The 15,747-nt window shown below is 52.1% G+C and carries 15 protein-coding genes; 12 read left to right on the top strand and 3 right to left on the bottom strand.

Annotated features, from left to right (window positions below):
• Positions 1–53: 53 nt before the first annotated feature.
• Positions 54–536, top strand: a complete 483-nt coding sequence (locus B1757_RS09605) for a DsrE family protein (protein ID WP_101538108.1) — start codon at positions 54–56, stop codon at positions 534–536.
• Here the strand turns inward: B1757_RS09605 and B1757_RS09600 are convergent.
• Positions 521–1,336 (bottom strand): carbon-nitrogen hydrolase family protein, encoded by an 816-nt coding sequence (locus tag B1757_RS09600; RefSeq protein WP_101538107.1) that lies wholly within the window; start codon positions 1,334–1,336, stop codon positions 521–523. The two genes, B1757_RS09605 and B1757_RS09600, sit on opposite strands and share 16 nt — an antisense overlap.
• A gap of 142 nt (positions 1,337–1,478) precedes the next feature.
• Between B1757_RS09600 and glnE the strand changes: the two genes are divergently transcribed.
• From glnE to B1757_RS09585, 3 genes are read left to right on the top strand one after another with little or no spacing between them, the layout of a single operon-like run.
• A complete protein-coding gene (gene glnE / locus B1757_RS09595) occupies positions 1,479–4,340 on the top strand; it encodes a bifunctional [glutamate--ammonia ligase]-adenylyl-L-tyrosine phosphorylase/[glutamate--ammonia-ligase] adenylyltransferase (protein WP_101538106.1) in 2,862 nt (953 codons plus the stop codon).
• A 12-nt stretch (positions 4,341–4,352) separates the two neighbouring features.
• Positions 4,353–5,276: a branched-chain amino acid transaminase gene (locus B1757_RS09590; RefSeq protein WP_101538105.1), complete on the top strand. Its 924-nt coding sequence runs from the start codon at positions 4,353–4,355 to the stop codon at positions 5,274–5,276.
• A 3-nt stretch (positions 5,277–5,279) separates the two neighbouring features.
• Positions 5,280–5,492, top strand: coding sequence for a zinc-finger domain-containing protein (locus B1757_RS09585; protein ID WP_101538104.1), 213 nt, complete (start codon positions 5,280–5,282; stop codon positions 5,490–5,492).
• Between the two features lie 94 nt (positions 5,493–5,586).
• Here the strand turns inward: B1757_RS09585 and dsbD are convergent, their stop codons facing one another.
• Positions 5,587–7,404 carry a protein-disulfide reductase DsbD gene (gene dsbD, locus B1757_RS09580; protein WP_101538103.1) on the bottom strand — a complete coding sequence of 606 codons (1,818 nt, stop codon included), beginning with the start codon at positions 7,402–7,404 and terminating at the stop codon, positions 5,587–5,589.
• Between the two features lie 427 nt (positions 7,405–7,831).
• On the opposite strand from dsbD, the gene B1757_RS09575 reads away from it, so the two are divergent.
• The 8 genes from B1757_RS09575 to B1757_RS09540 all read left to right on the top strand — a co-directional run bounded on the left by B1757_RS09575 (position 7,832) and on the right by B1757_RS09540 (position 14,998).
• Positions 7,832–8,590 (top strand): alpha/beta fold hydrolase, encoded by a 759-nt coding sequence (locus B1757_RS09575; protein ID WP_253253798.1) that lies wholly within the window; start codon positions 7,832–7,834, stop codon positions 8,588–8,590.
• A 128-nt stretch (positions 8,591–8,718) separates the two neighbouring features.
• Positions 8,719–9,009, top strand: coding sequence for a co-chaperone GroES (gene groES / locus B1757_RS09570; protein ID WP_101538101.1), 291 nt, complete (start codon positions 8,719–8,721; stop codon positions 9,007–9,009).
• A 46-nt stretch (positions 9,010–9,055) separates the two neighbouring features.
• The gene (gene groL / locus B1757_RS09565) at positions 9,056–10,729 is read left to right on the top strand and encodes a chaperonin GroEL (RefSeq protein WP_101538100.1); all 1,674 of its coding nucleotides are present in this window, start codon (positions 9,056–9,058) and stop codon (positions 10,727–10,729) included.
• A 434-nt stretch (positions 10,730–11,163) separates the two neighbouring features.
• The gene (locus B1757_RS09560; RefSeq protein WP_143484241.1) at positions 11,164–11,568 is read left to right on the top strand and encodes a hypothetical protein; all 405 of its coding nucleotides are present in this window, start codon (positions 11,164–11,166) and stop codon (positions 11,566–11,568) included.
• A 29-nt stretch (positions 11,569–11,597) separates the two neighbouring features.
• The gene (locus B1757_RS09555; protein ID WP_101538098.1) at positions 11,598–12,038 is read left to right on the top strand and encodes a FapB/FapC family functional amyloid domain-containing protein; all 441 of its coding nucleotides are present in this window, start codon (positions 11,598–11,600) and stop codon (positions 12,036–12,038) included.
• Between the two features lie 46 nt (positions 12,039–12,084).
• Positions 12,085–13,416, top strand: coding sequence for a FapB/FapC family functional amyloid domain-containing protein (locus B1757_RS09550; RefSeq protein WP_101538097.1), 1,332 nt, complete (start codon positions 12,085–12,087; stop codon positions 13,414–13,416).
• Positions 13,417–13,482: 66 nt separating this feature from the next.
• Positions 13,483–14,193 (top strand): C39 family peptidase, encoded by a 711-nt coding sequence (locus B1757_RS09545; protein ID WP_101538096.1) that lies wholly within the window; start codon positions 13,483–13,485, stop codon positions 14,191–14,193.
• Positions 14,194–14,230: 37 nt separating this feature from the next.
• Positions 14,231–14,998 (top strand): hypothetical protein, encoded by a 768-nt coding sequence (locus B1757_RS09540; protein WP_101538095.1) that lies wholly within the window; start codon positions 14,231–14,233, stop codon positions 14,996–14,998.
• A gap of 4 nt (positions 14,999–15,002) precedes the next feature.
• On the opposite strand, the gene B1757_RS09535 is transcribed toward B1757_RS09540, so the two are convergent.
• Positions 15,003–15,747, bottom strand: a 745-nt coding sequence (locus B1757_RS09535) for a hypothetical protein (protein ID WP_101538094.1), incomplete at its 5' end; no start/stop codon positions are given.

Genomic DNA, 15,747 nt, shown 5'->3' with positions numbered 1-15,747 from the left:
AATTCTTGCTATGCTTCAGGGGATATCTTATCCGTAAAATTCTGGAGAATAACATGACCCAATCCAAAAACCATTCCCGTCGTCAGTTTATCGGAGGTATGGCCGCTGTTGCCGGAGCGGGAGCCCTGGCCATCAGTGCCCAGAGTAATGCTGAAGGCTTGATGGGACCCACCAAAAACAAGGTGGTTTTTCAGCTCAACAAATCAGATCCGGCTTATGTACTGGATATTCTGCATAGCGCTGCAGTCGTTCTAGGGCACTTCAACAGCGATGCCGACATTGTCATCGACTGTTTTGGACCAGGCATCTGGCTACTTGTCAAGGCCCCCAAAAATCATCAGCATTATGAAAAATTCATCCGGGAACAGGTGGAAAGCCTGCATATGTACGGGGTGATTTTTAACGCCTGTGAGCAAACCATGAAAACCATTCATATCGACAAGGCGGATTTGATCCCACAGGCGGTTCCGGTATTCAGTGGCGCGGTGGATCTCATGACCCTGCAGCAGAAGGGCTATGCCTATATCGCCTGGTAAGCTGGCTGCCGATGCTGCAAAACCGGTAACTGCTTGCGGCAGCGCTGCAGGAACTCCCTGTCCATTCCAGCCATCACCCAGCCCGGCCCCTGTTCCCTGCGGGCCAGGACCTGCCCCCAGGGATCAATGATCATGCTGCCACCAAAGGTCTGGCGGCCGTTCTGGTGAACGCCGCCCTGATCGGCGGCCAGCACATACGCCTGGTTTTCGATGGCCCGGGCGCGCAGCAGACTCTCCCAGTGGGCGCTGCCGGTCTGGCGGGTGAAGGCGCTCGGCACGACCAGTATCTCCGCCCCGGCATAACGCCGATATAACTCTGGAAAACGCAAATCATAACAAATGGACAACCCCATCATGCCCCAAGGGGTTTCAACCTGTACCGGCGTTTTGCCGGGAGCAATGCTGCGGGATTCCCGGTACATTTCCCCATCGGCAAGATCCACATCAAAAAGATGGATCTTGTCATAGCGCGCCCGGCGCAACCCTTGCGCATCAAAAACCAGACAGGTAGCGAAACACCGCCCATCGGGTGCTGCGAGCGGGATGCTGCCACCCACCAGCCAGCAACCATGCTGATGGGCCTGGGCTGCCAGCCAGGACTGAATAATTCCCTCGCCATCGGCTTCCATGAGCGCCAACTTGTCGGTTTCATGACGACCCATGAAGGCAAAATTTTCGGGGAGCAGGACCAGATCCGCCCCCTGACTGGCGGCCTCCTGGATCAGCTTGGCAGCCTCTTCCAGATTCTCTGCAAGGCTTTCCGTAGAAACCATCTGAATGACCGCAAGTTGGGCGTCCATGGGCGCATTGATCCTTTGTGATTGCACGGGAAGAGGAGCGTGACCTACCGGCTGCAGGGTTTACTACTTAGAGAATATGCATAGACGGAGCACGACCTGGTTCAGCTACACTACAGAAATCCTTCCTGTCGAGTAAAGCTTAATGACCAAAAGTACTTTACCTGTCATGCTCACCCAATATCTCGCGGCCACTCCGGTAGATCAGGATGCCCTTACAGAGATGGTGCAGTTGATCTGGGAAACCTTATCGACCGAGCAGCGCCAGGATTTGATGGCCTGTCCTCCGAGTTTTTTCCGGCATTGGCTGCAGCTTGCCTGCATAAGCCCTTTTTCTCGCCAATATTTGCAACGCCATCCTGCACACGTGCTCGCACTGGCAAAAGGAAAAACAACTCCGTTTCCTGTTCTGCATCACAGCAGCGCAGATGTATTCAACAGCGCCCTGCGCCATTATCGCAATGCGCGGATGGTCGAAATCCTCTGGGAGGACCGCAAAGCCGGCGAGCAAATGCCGAAAACCGTAGCGGCCTTGAGCATTCTGGCCGAAACCTGCCTCCAAGCAGCCTGTAAATACGGTCTGAGCTTACTCGAAGAAAAGCATGGGCGACCGATGACTGCAACGGGTAAACCTGTATTTTTCACGGTCATCGGCATGGGAAAACTGGGTGGAAAAGAGCTGAATGTTTCTTCGGATATTGATCTCATTTTCTGCTTCAGCGAAAACGGTAGTAGCGATGGTCCGCGTCCTCTCGATAACAGTGAATATTTCAGTCGTCTGGGACGCTGGCTGATTCAGAGTCTCGACCAACCACTGGCAGAAGGTTTCTGCTTTCGCGTGGATATGCGTCTGCGCCCCTTCGGGGATGCCGGCCCTCTGTGCATCAGCGCTGCCGCTATGGAGCATTACTACCAGGTACATGGACGGAGCTGGGAGCGTTATGCTTTTATCAAAGCCCGACCTGTAGCGGGAGACGCGCACTTCGGCAAACAGTTGCTGGAAATGCTTCAGCCTTTTGTATATCGCCGCTATCTGGATTTTACCGCCTTGCAAGGACTGCGTGAGGTCAAAGCACTGATGGATGCGGAGCAGGGCGAAAGTCGTCAGGACATCAAAAAAGGCCAGGGCGGCATCCGTGAAATTGAATTCATCTGTCAGTCCTTGCAGATTATTCACGGTGGCCGCCATCCACAATTACGGGATAGCAATACCCTCAGCACTCTCAATACCTTACATAAACTGGGATTATTGCCCGAAAGAGACTTTCAATTACTGGGCAAGGCCTACTTGTTTTTGCGCAATGCCGAGCACTGCCTGCAAATGGTGGAGGATCAGCAAACCCAGCAATTGCCGAACAGCGACCGCGAATGGCAACGCCTGGCCTGCGCTATGCATTACCCGAATGTGGAAAGCTTTCGCACTGAACTGGACCATTTGCGCCAGCAAGTGCATTCGATTTTTGTACAGACCCTGGCACCCCAGGATCAGCCTCTTCACGGTCAATCCGAAAAAGGACAGCAGCTTTGGTATCACGCCCAGAACCATGCTCAGGACATCCTCCCCGACGAGATCCTGCGCAGCCTGCATTTTTCCAGTCCCTCCGAAATCTGGACGCGGCTCTGGCGCTTTGCCCATAGCCGGGATGTCTCATCGCGCCTTTCTACAACAGGACGACTCCGTCTGGATCACCTGCTGCCGCAGATATTGGATATATGCGGGCAGGAAGAAAACCCAGACGCCCTCCTCCTGCATTTTCTGAACCTGCTTGAAGCCATTCTCAGCAAAGCCAATTACCTCGCGCTCCTAGCCGAAAACCCCCGATATCTTGAGCACTGCAGTGCCTTGCTGCACAGCCCTTGGCTAGCCCAACAACTGGCACGTTTTCCTGTGCTGCTGGATGAGGTGCTCAGCCAGCAGCAACCCTCCGGGGAGTGGCCCAGTATTCTGCATACCCAGCTAGCCTATGCGGAAGACCAGGAAGAACGCATGGATACCCTGCGGCGCTTCAAAAATGGCGAACAGGTGCGCCTTGCCGCCAGCTTCTGGACGCGACAATTACCCGTGGAGGATCTGCTGGGCCAACTCAGTACTATGGCACAATTAACGCTACAGACCGCATTGGGCTGGGCCCAACAGGAGATGGAGCGGCGCCATGGTCGTATTTGCGCCCGAGATGGCCGCGCGGCGGCTTTCGCAGTGATCGCCCTGGGCAAGCTGGGTGGACAGGAAATGGGCTTCGCCTCGGACCTTGATCTGATCTACATTTATGATGCTCCACCCGATGCTGAGAGTGACGGGCCGTCTCCCCTCCTCGCATCCACCTGGTTTGCCCGCCTCGGACAACGGCTCATCCACCTCCTCAGCACCTTGACCCGCGCGGGCGTGCTCTACGAGATTGACATGCGCCTGCGCCCCAGCGGTCAGTCGGGGCCTTTGGTCAGTAGTCTGGAAGCCTTCCGTCGCTATCAGCAGCAGTCTGCCTGGGTATGGGAACACCAGGCTCTGACCCGGGCCCGTTGGGTAGCCGGAGATCCGCAACTGGGGGCGCATTTTGAAACCCTCCGCCAGGAAATCCTGTGTAACCCCCGTGACTCCAATACCTTACAAAGCGCCGTGAGGGACATGCGCAAGCGCATTTTTGATCACAAAAACATAGCGTCGGGGGCATTTCATCTGAAGCTCAGTCCGGGCGCACTGACAGATATCGAGTTTCTGGTACAATTTGCTATGCTAGGCGCTTGCCCGCTGAAGCCCGAATTATGTCAGAATACCGGAACCGCTGCAGCCATCCGTGCCTTGATGCAATCCGGTATATGGGATAAACAACATGGTTCGGTATTGCTGCATGCCTGGCAACTCTACCGGCAAGTAGAAAATGAACGCTGGCTGAATTTGCAGGAAAATAACGTACATGCAGATGACAGCGCGCATTGGGACGCCTTGCAGGACGCTTCCCAACAAGTGCGCCGCATCTGGCAGGAATGGATTGGCAGTTATACGGATTAAGGAGAAGTCAGGATGTCCATGGAAGATCGCGACGGTTTTATCTGGTTTGACGGCAAAATGGTGCCCTGGAGAGAAGCTACAGTCCATGGACTGACCCACAGCCTGCACTATGGCATGGGCTGCTTTGAAGGTGAAAGGGCTTATGCCACCCCTCAGGGTGCGGCCATTTTCCGCTTGCCGGAACACACCAAGCGGCTTTTCAACAGCGCCAAAATCCTGCAGATGGAAGTCCCCTTCAGTGAAGCGGACATCAACGCTGCCACCAAGGAAGTGATTCGCGTCAACCAACTGGAATCTGCCTATATCCGCCCGCTCCTTTTCTATGGCGCCGAAGGCATGGGACTGTCTGCCAAGGGGCTGAAAGTCCATGCCCTGATTGCGGCCTGGAGTTGGGGCAGCTACCTGGGACAGGAAGCCTTGGAAAATGGCATTCGCGTCAAGGTCAGTTCTTTCAATCGTCATCAGGTAAATATTCACCTGTGCAAAGCCAAGGCGACCGGCAACTACATGAATTCCATGCTGGCCCAGCGCGAGGCGTCTTCCTGCGGATACGATGAAGCCCTGCTCCTGGACCGTGAAGGCTATGTGGCTGAAGGTTCCGGGGAAAATGTGTTCATGCTGCGCGACGGCATTTTATACACCCCCACTCTGACCAGCGCCCTGGAGGGCATTACCCGCGACACCATTATGCGATTTGCCCGGGATGCCGGCATTCCCATTGTCGAGAAGCAGCTTACCCGTGATGAATTCTACATTGCTGACGAGGCGTTTTTTACGGGCACAGCCGCCGAAGTGACGCCCATTCGCGAAATTGATGGCAGAATCATTGGAAACGGTGGCCGGGGACCCATCACCACGCAACTGCAAGGCCGTTATTTTGACACCGTGGCCGGGCGTCGGGACGATCATCCGGAATGGCTGCACCTTGCAGGCTGAATCATGAAAGAGACTATTCATTGTTGCAATCGCGGTTTTACTGAAGTGGAACCCCGGCAATTACCACTCTACTGTCCACAACCGGGGATGAGCCGCTGGAATGGTCATCCCCGGGTATTTCTCAAAATAGAGGAAAGCGGCGAGGCCCGCTGTCCCTATTGTGGCACTCTCTATGTACTGAAAGGCGGGCCACTGAAAAAAGTGGCAGGTCACTAAGCCTGATTCCGGGTAGACAGTTCCTGGACATCCGGAGAGCAATTGCAGAGAGAGACTTCACCGGGCGCGCTGCCGCAATGAACAGCGCGGGGTTTCAGGGCAACCAGTGCAGGAATCCCTGGGGCCCCAGGTAACCCTCCTGCTGGGCCTGTATCTGCCCATTCGCGGCGATGGCCATAAAAGCAGGCGGGCCGACAAGGTGAAAGCGCTTCAGCAATGCCCGGCTACTGGGATCATCTTGAGTGACATCGACACGGATCAACACCCGATTATCCAAGGCCTTTTCCACCGCTGGCGTCGCAAAGGTCACTTTATCCATCCGCGCACATTCCACACACCAGCTGGCCCAGTAATCAATCAGCACCGGTTTACCCTTGGCCTGCTGCAAGGCGGCATCCAGAGCTGCCGGACTTTTGACCACTGTAAAGTGCAATCCCGCCTGCTGTTGTTCCGCACCCTTATTGACCAGCAGAAAGCGCACAAGAGGCTGTAGCGGATCACTAGCGCCACTCAGTGCACCCACACCCATGATCAGGCCATAGGCCAGCAGAATAATACCAACTCCTTTCCAAAAGCGCTGCCAGCCGGTTACTTCGGCTGTCAAACTGTCCAGGGCTCCCAGATAGATAGCAGAGAGGATGGCGAGTGCTGACCAAAGGGCAAGACTGACGGGTCCCGGCAGAATCCGGGTTAATAACCAGATGGCGACCCCCAGCATCAACACCCCAAAAACGGCTTTGACAGCGTCCATCCAGGCTCCAGCTCGAGGGAGCAAACGACCCGCCGAAGTACCGATAATCAGCAGCGGCACCCCCATTCCCAGACTCAGGGCGAACAAAGACACCCCCCCCAGAAACACATTTCCGGTCCGGGAAATGAATAATAAAGCACCTGCCAGAGGAGCTGCCACACAGGGTCCCACAATCAATGCCGACAAGGCACCCATGACAAAGCTGCTGAACAAATGCCCGCCCTTACCCATTCGGGAAAGCCGGGTTTGCAGGCTGCTGGGCATCTGCAAGTCGTAAAATCCAAACATGGACAGGGATAACAATACAAAAATCAAGGCAAAGGCACCCAGAACCCAGGGATTTTGGAACACCGCCTGCAAGTAAGCACCGGTAATGGCAGCAAGTACTCCGGCAATGGTATAAGTCAAGGCCATGCCCAGCACATAAGCTAAAGACAGAGCAAAGGCGCGGGATTTTTGTCCTCCGCGTTTTGCCTCTTGGCCGACAATCAACCCTGAAAGAATGGGAATCATCGGAAATATGCAGGGCGTAAAGGCTAAGCCCAGACCAGAAAGGAAAAAAAGCCCCAAAGTCAGCCAGAAACTATCCTGCAGCGCACCCGCCAAGGCCCCGGCATTGCTGGACGAGTGCGGCTTGGCAGGCTGAGCATGCAGCTGAGGAGCTGGCGCTGGTGCTGGAGATTGCGCAGGAGAAGGGGCGGCCAGCAAAGAAACTTGAACCATTTTGCTCTGTTCGGGATAGCACACTCCTGCATTGGCACAGCCCTGATAAGTTGCCTTGACTTCCAGGGTCCGGGGCGCGGTTCCTTTCACCGAAAATGGGACTGTTACGGTATTTTCACCTTCCAGCACCCGCATTTTGCCAAAAGCGGGGTCGTTCAGCATCACCCCTTTGGGAAGGGTATATTTTCCAGGCACAATATTGTCAGGAAGCAAGGCAATTTTAATACGGTCCCGATACAGGTGATATCCAGGAGCGACATCCCAGCGCAACAACAGGTGATGGGGACTGGCGAGTGTTGCGGAAAAACGAAACGCCTGCTCCGGACTGAGGAAATGTGCGGCAGTTGCCAAGGGAGCCATCAAGCCCAATAACAGAAGGGCACTGCAGAAAACGATGAATCTGTCCCAAAGGGTCCTATGTGTTTGCCGAACAACCATCCTGATTTCACTCCTGCAGCTTGTAGAATCAACCCGGGAGGGGGAAATAAGGCAGCCTACCCGTCTCTGAATCAAGCAACAAGCAGGCCATCATGATCTCCGGACCATCAGCATAAGGGATTTGTGGTCAGCGAAAACTGCCCAGGAACTTTTTGAAAAACTCGTGTTCCAATCTTTTGCAAGCGGCTGTGACAGGTTGCGAGCGCATGTTTCTTCCTCCTTTGGTGGTTTTAGGGCGAGCCTTCGGGTTTCGCCCTTCTTTTTTTCCGACCGGTCGGAATGTTATTTGCGCACAGATACATCATTTGCTAATATGATCTGGCAATCTGCTTCTGTAGTTTTGGATTGCGAGCGCATGTTTCTTTCCTCCTTTGTGGTTTTAGGGCGACTATTCAGTTCGCCCTTTTTTTGTGTGGAGCCCACAGCCATGACGACTTTTGCCGAACGTCCCTTTACTCTCGTACATGCCAATGGTGAAAGACTCTCCGGTCTTATGCATGAAAATCATCAGGATCCCGTGGGTATTTTTCTGCCCGGTTTTGCCTCCAACATGCAGGGTTCAAAGTCCCGGCTCCTCGCAGCACAGGCTCAGCATCAAGGCTGGTCCTGGGTGCGCTTTGATCCCCGTGGAGTGGGTCGTTCTGACGGTGTTTTTGAAAAACTGACCCTGAGTCGCTACCTGGAAGATCTGCACCTGATTCTGCAGATGCTGGAAAACCGACCCGTCATTCTGGTCGGCTCCAGCATGGGCGGATGGCTGGCCGCCATTGCCGCCACGCGCTGGCCCGAACGGGTGCGCGCCCTCCTCCTCATCGCCCCCGCCTTCAACTTCATTCAAACTCTCTTTCGTACGCTTTCCCAGGAAGACCGTCAGCATTGGCAGGAAAGCAATCTCCGCTGCTGGCAGGATCATTACGGGCTCGGAGAGTTACGCATGCGTTTCGATCTGGTGGCTGACAGTTGGCAATATGATCTGTTGCGCTTTCCGGCATACCTGCACTGCCCCGTTGAAATCCTCCATGGTACTGAGGACGAGGCGGTACCCTTGTCACTCAGCTATCAGTTCGCAGCTTGCACCCATGGTGAGCAACTGGCCTTGCGCCCTTTGCCCGGCATCAATCATCGTCTGCAGGGTGCCGACCAGGTTTTACTTCATAGCCTGCAGCACCTCTGGCCTACGCCATAAGGCCGGTCAACAGTCCGCCCCCCTTGACAGCAAAATCTCAGCGCCTATGATTAGCACTCGATGGGTGTGACTGCTAACAACACCCAGGATGAAGTCATCCATTCACTGTAAACACGAGGAAATGATCAATGAAACTGCGTCCTTTACATGATCGCGTCGTAATTCGTCGTTTGGAAGAAGAGCAGAAAACGGCTGGCGGGATCATCATCCCCGACACTGCCAAGGAAAAGCCGGTCCGTGGCGAAATCGTCGCTGCTGGCCATGGCAAGATTCTGGAAGATGGCAAAGTCCGCGCCCTGGATGTCAAAAAAGGCGACCAGGTACTGTTTGCCAAATATGCCGGCACCGAAATCAAGGTGGAAGGTGAAGAGCTGCTGGTGATGCGTGAAGACGACATCATGGCGGTTATCGAAAAGTAATCATTGCTGAATAGTCACCCACATTCATCTATTTTGAGGAGTATTTATGCCAGCCAAACAAGTTGCCTTTGCTGAACACGCCCGCGAAAAAATGCTGCGCGGCGTCAACGTACTTGCCGATGCCGTCAAGGTTACCCTGGGCCCCAAAGGCCGTAACGTGGTCCTCGACAAGTCATTCGGTGCCCCCACCATCACCAAGGACGGTGTTTCTGTCGCCAAGGAAATCGAACTGGCCGACAAGTTTGAAAACATGGGCGCCCAGATGGTGAAAGAAGTGGCCTCCCAGGCTTCCGATGAAGCCGGTGACGGCACCACCACCGCCACGGTTCTGGCCCAGGCCATCATCCGCGAGGGCCTTAAGGCCGTCATCGCCGGCATGAACCCCATGGACCTCAAGCGCGGTATCGATAAGTCCGTCACGGTCATCGTCGAAGAACTGAAAAAACAGTCCAAGCCCTGCAAGACCCAGAAAGAAGTCGCTCAGGTCGGCACCATTTCTGCCAACTCCGATGACTCTATCGGCAAGATCATTGCTGAAGCCATGGAAAAGGTCGGCAACGAAGGCGTCATCACCGTGGAAGAAGGTTCCGGTCTCGACAACGAACTGGATGTCGTCGAAGGTATGCAGTTTGATCGCGGTTATCTGTCCCCCTACTTCGTCAACAATCAGGACAAGATGGTGGCCGACCTGGAGAATCCTTATATTCTTCTCCACGACAAGAAGATTTCTTCCATCCGTGACATGCTGCCCGTCCTGGAACAGGTGGCCAAGTCCAGCCGTCCTCTGCTGATCATTGCCGAAGACGTGGAAGGCGAAGCTCTGGCTACCCTGGTGGTCAACACCATGCGCGGCATCATCAAGGTCGCCGCCGTCAAGGCTCCGGGCTTTGGTGATCGTCGCAAGGCGATGCTCGAAGATATGGCCATCCTCACCGGCGGTCGCGTGGTTTCCGAAGAAATCGGCATGAAACTGGAAAGCACCACCCTCGCCGACCTCGGCCAGGCCAAGAAAGTCGTCATCGACAAGGAAAACACCACCATTATTGATGGTGCCGGCCAGCAGAGCGAAATCAAGGCCCGTGTCGAGCAGATCCGTCGTCAGATGGAAGACGCCAGCTCCGACTACGATCGTGAAAAACTGCAGGAACGTGTCGCCAAACTGGCGGGCGGCGTTGCGGTCATCAAGGTCGGTGCCGGCTCCGAAATGGAAATGAAGGAGAAAAAGGCCCGTGTCGAAGACGCCCTGCACGCTACCCGTGCTGCCGTCGAAGAAGGCATCGTCCCCGGCGGCGGTGTGGCTCTGGTGCGCGCCCGTCACGCCCTGGAGAAGTTCAAGACTGACAACCATGACCAGGATATGGGCGTGGCCATCATCCGTCGCGCCATTGAAGAACCTTTGCGGCAGATCGTCGCCAACGCCGGTGGCGAAGGCAGCGTGATCCTCAACAAGGTAGTGGATGGCAAGGCAGGCTATGGTTACAACGCCGCTACCGACGAATATGGTGACATGTTCGAAATGGGCGTCATCGACCCGACCAAGGTCACCCGCACCGCGTTGCAGAAGGCCTCCAGCATTGCCGGCCTGATGATCACCACGGAAGCCATGGTCACCGAACTGCCCAAGAAAGACGACAAGGCAGGCGGAGATATGGGTGGTGACATGGGTGGTATGGGTGGTATGGGTGGTATGGGTGGTATGGGTGGTATGGGCGGCTTCTAAGCCTTTTCATCCAGACGTCACTACTGTCAGAGAACCGGCCTCCTTTGGGGGCCGGTTTTTTTGTCACGCCAAGAAAAATCTCTGCCCATATCTGCATTCCCACGATGATAATTTCACAGCAACTGATCACCTACCGCAGTCAAAAATAATCTCAGACTGGCAAAGCAAATTAGCTGTAACAAAGACCTTACACCTTCATCAAACCTGCACAAACCCTCAAAAACAATAACAACACACTGATTAAAAAGAAATATTTGTATAAGCGAGAAAGTGTCGCCCAGATGGATATGCGATCATGTCTCTCCTTTATTACACAAGTATCGGAGAGCCTGAACCGCAAAAATATACAACCTATTGATACATATGTGTTTAATTGATTGGCACGATAGCTGCATTAAGTATCCCGTAAACCACTACTTATTGGTGCATGCGCAATGGATACTAAAAAAGTTCTGTTCAAACATAAACGTTCATCATTCTTGGTGGGTCTTTTGTGCGGGACGCTGTGCATAGGTTTTGCCCATGCAGGAACTGCCGTGCAGAAAACAAATCATTTAAAAATAACGAGCACAATCATTCAACAAAAAGTTTTTAATAAAAGTTCTTCTGAAGCCGCACAAGCAGATCCATTCATCGGGCATAACAACACCCTGTCTGACAAAATGCTTGGGGAAGTTGCTGGTAAGGGTGTTCCAGTCAATTTACCCACTGTGACCCGTAACAGCAACAGCGTTGTCCTCTGGGATGAACTGCAGAATCGCTCTGGCGGCGGTAAAAGCTCTATTGAATTGGGCGGTGGAAATAATCTACAAAGCATCAGCATGATGGCTAACCGGTGATCTGTAATCAGCTGGAGAGGGTGTACAGGATGAGAAAATTATCAGCAGGCATTTTTATGGGATTAGTTCTGTCACTAAGTGGCATTTACATGGATGCCGCCTCAGCAGCCCCTCAGCAGCCATCTCATATTCAATCTAACAGCATCATCGGAGATAACGCTTTTGCTCACAGCCAGGGTGTCATTACTATCAATCAAGTTGCTGGTAGCGGAAATACACAAATCAATAGTATTAACATGGTTATGGGAGCCACAAAGCCAGTACCCAATAGCATTTTGGCACAAAGTGTCACGGCCCTCCCTAAACAGGCTTCCACAACGGATTCATCCAGCGATTTTAATACTGTGGCAATTACTGCCACAGCATTCAAGGGTGCTGCAGGTATTGTGCAGATCAATCAGGTTTCAGGATCTGGCAACACTTCAGCAAATAGCTTTGCACTTGGGATAGCCCCGGGTGTGCTTCACTAGGTAGTATTTATTTCACTGTTGTTTTTTTCCACTTAAGGAGATCATCATGAAAACATCTCGTAAATTCAGCCCCATTGCCTTGGCCGTAGCGGCATTGTGCCTTTCCCCTCTGGCTTTTGCTGGAGCCAATGTCGATAATGGACAGCTCAGCACTATGAATGCACAGCAATCTGTCTGGAATAGCAATACGGATTCCATTCTCAGCGGCAACGCTGCTGCAGGTTCGTCAGGCAATGTCGGCATCAATATCGCCACCGGCTCTCAAAATCAGCAGGGCAATGCTGGATCACTGTCTTCAGACAGTAATATCACCTCTTCTGCCAATACCATTGCAAAAGTTAGCGCCAATCAACAGGAATATTTGGATTATGCCTACTCAGTCATGAATGGCGCCAACTTGGTGAGTTTGTCCGGTAATGCATTGTCAGGTGCCGCAGGCAATGTTGGCGTCAACATGGCCTCAGGCACTTTCAATCAGCAACAAAATAACCTTTCAACTGCTTACAGCACTTACTCTAACCGTGCTCTTGCAACTACGTCGGCCATGCAGGTTGCTGGTTCAAACATGAACCTCAGTGCCGCGAATTTCGGTCAATCAGCGGATGCCAGTAATAATACTGGTCTTTACGGCAACGTACTCAGTAATGCAGATGGCAATATCGGTGTCAATGAAGCCGCAGGCATCAGCAATCAGCAAAGTAACAATCTCTCCGTTGCTTACACAACCAACAAAAACCGTGAAAACTTCTCCGTTGGGGCAATAGCTTCTGTGGATAACACGCAGTCCATGGGTAGCAACGGTACCATGCAGGCTCCGCTCTACTGGGATCAGACAAACAGCAGAAACATTGCCGGCCTTGGAGAAAATGCCCTGACAGGAGCTGCTGGAAACATTGGGGCAAATCTTGCGTCTGGCAACAGCAACCAGCAAACCAACGCCACCGCGATCAGCGCCACCAAGGACAGTCATAACGTCTATCATACGGATTACGCTGAAGCGACTGCAAGTGCCAACCAGCTGCAAATGGGAAATGCCACATCCGATACCAATGTAACCGATGGCGCAGGTCTGAGTGGAAATGCGGCCCAGAATGCTCGTGGTAACATCAACATCAACGTGGCTTCTGGCTCCCAGAATCAGCAACAAAATGGTCTGGCTATAGCATCTATCGCATCAGCGAAGGCAATGGGATCCGCAACTGCCCCCATCGAACAGGTAGCACTTCTCAACACCAGTGGTAGCCTGAACTCCACCTACACCAGCACCGTAGATGGTAATGCATTGCGGGGCGCTTCTGGAAACATCGGACTGAATGTTGCCTCCGGTAATAACAACCAGCAGGTAAACTCCTTAGCCATCGCCAGCGTTACCCGCTGAGTTTCGTCTAAGATTTCGCCACCCTTCGGGGTGGCGGTTTTACACGACTTGGCTGGAGATTTAAATATGTTTTCTACTACCCGTCCTTTCATGCTTCTCGCCATAATGCTCATTGCGGTTTTTTTTATGGTTCAAAGTAACATTGTGAAGGCAGCAGCCTTCGGAAATGCAATTCCAGGCGCAGGCATCATCCACTTGCCAGTCAAGAATATGATTGAGATGCATTTTATCCATGTTGTGCGGCAACACACTGATTTTTCCTGTGGTGCGGCTTCCTTGGCAACCATATTGAAATACGCATTTGGTCAGAATGTTGACGAAGAAGAGGTCATTAAAGGTCTTTTCACCGTGAGCAATCCAACTGAGGTTAAAAAAGTCGGCTTCTCCATGCTTGACTTGAAACGCTATGTAGACAAGATCGGCTTGAAAGGAGAAGGTTACTTTGTCGACTCCGCCGAGCTGGAAAAAATTCACATCCCGGTTATTGTTCTCCTGGATTTAGGCGGCTACAAACACTTCGTAGTTCTCGAAAAAACGGGCCCAAGAAATGTTTATATTGCCGACCCGGCACTAGGTAATCGCATCATGCCTAAAAGTATGTTTTTGAAGGACTGGAACAAAATTGTATTTGCCGTATTTGGTAAAGGATTTGAGCCACACTCAGTGCTCCTGACACCACCAGAGCCCCCCAGCGCGCTTAAACTCCTTCATGGCATATGGCCAAAATCAATACTCAAACCCGCACATTTTGGTTTTGATCAAGCCAGTTATTTCTAAATCAACAAGCAGGTCACTTCTTGAGAGGACTCACAAAATGATGACATACAAAGTACATCAATCCGCCAGACTTTTAGGTTGCTGTGTCAGCTTGTCCTGGTTGATGGCCAGCCCAGTAGCATCTGCCGTGACACTTAGTTGTCCTATGACCAGCATAAATGTACAGACAGTAACTGATCAAACTTTATCTCAGATCATAGGACGTGGCGTTATTGGCGGCACCATTGTCTATTTTGGGGTACAAATGCAGACTAACTGGACATCTCCCCATGACCAATCAACTATGCAAAGCACTATGAATATCGCCCTGAATAGCCAGGGAAATATTTTCAAACCTACGATAACCTATAATACACTCGGCAAAATACCTGCGTCACAAATATCATCAGGCAACAACTCAATCAATGGTGAGGGACTCAATAATACCCACGGAGTAACACAGGCTATCCAGATAGGCGGGACCAGTAACAGCGTACAGAACAAATTATCGTTGAACGTCATCAATGGTGCACCAACCAATAATGTCAACACTGGCACAGCAATAACAGCAGGACAACAAAGTATAAATGGAGTTACACTGACCGTGCAGCCAGGACAGTTATCCATGGCCCTCAGTGGCGAAGGGGCCAGCATCCGACAAGGGATTGGCTCAAACGGTCTTTATCAAATTTCCCAAGTGAAAAGTAATATGAATAATATACAGAATCGAATGTCCTTAACGCTGGGTATCAATCCTGCGAAAGCGACCGCCCCGCAGCTCGCAGAATTACCGGCTATTCTCAATACTATGAGAGGCATTCAATAATACGTTAGAAGTTATAAGGAATAGTTGCGGTAAGCTGAAAACTGGGGGCACTGCTGGTCATGCCTGCCGCCAGATTCAAAATCAATGATGTTTTGGGAGTAAACGCGTAAGTCATTCCCACATTAACTTCTGCTACATTAGCTCCACTGCCGACAATAGCCGACCAGTTTCCACTTGGAGTCCGGATTTTAGTATCGCTTTGAAGTCTATCAGCGAAAGATGTACTCAAACTCAAACGATCATTGAGCGCAAAGGCCACACCTAAACTATATTGGAAAGCATTTCCTAAAGCGATCTGACCGGGCTGTATAACATCTGGTGTAGTGCTCACATCGGGGAAGTTCCTGTTCAAATTGTAATAATAACCCACGCTTCCGAAAAAAATAGCCGGATCAGAGGTGGACACAAAAGACAAGCTAGGATTCAATGTCCAAACCCCGTTACCAGTGGGTAGGCTTGTGGGCACTGTCAAATTACTGTTATTCCCATCAGGCTGATAAGTTTTTATTCCATAAGGATTTATTCCGGTAGGAGCGGTGAGCAACAAACTTCCTGTCAGGCTTGGCCAGTTTTTACTTTCAGTGAGCAATTGGTAATATGCACCGAAACTGATGTCACCTAGCCTTGGACCATGTGTGGTCACTGTCGCCTGTCCCAATGCATTACTGGCATCGCCCTCCCCACCAATCTCATAAGTAGTCTGTCGATAAACAAGAGGAACATTTAATACCAATTGGAGTCTTTTTGTT

The sequence above is a fragment of the Acidithiobacillus marinus genome (assembly GCF_002847505.1).
Taxonomy (GTDB): domain Bacteria; phylum Pseudomonadota; class Gammaproteobacteria; order Acidithiobacillales; family Acidithiobacillaceae; genus Acidithiobacillus; species Acidithiobacillus marinus.
The sequence above is the reverse complement of the archived record's forward strand: the minus strand, read 5'-3'. Positions and strand labels throughout refer to the sequence as shown.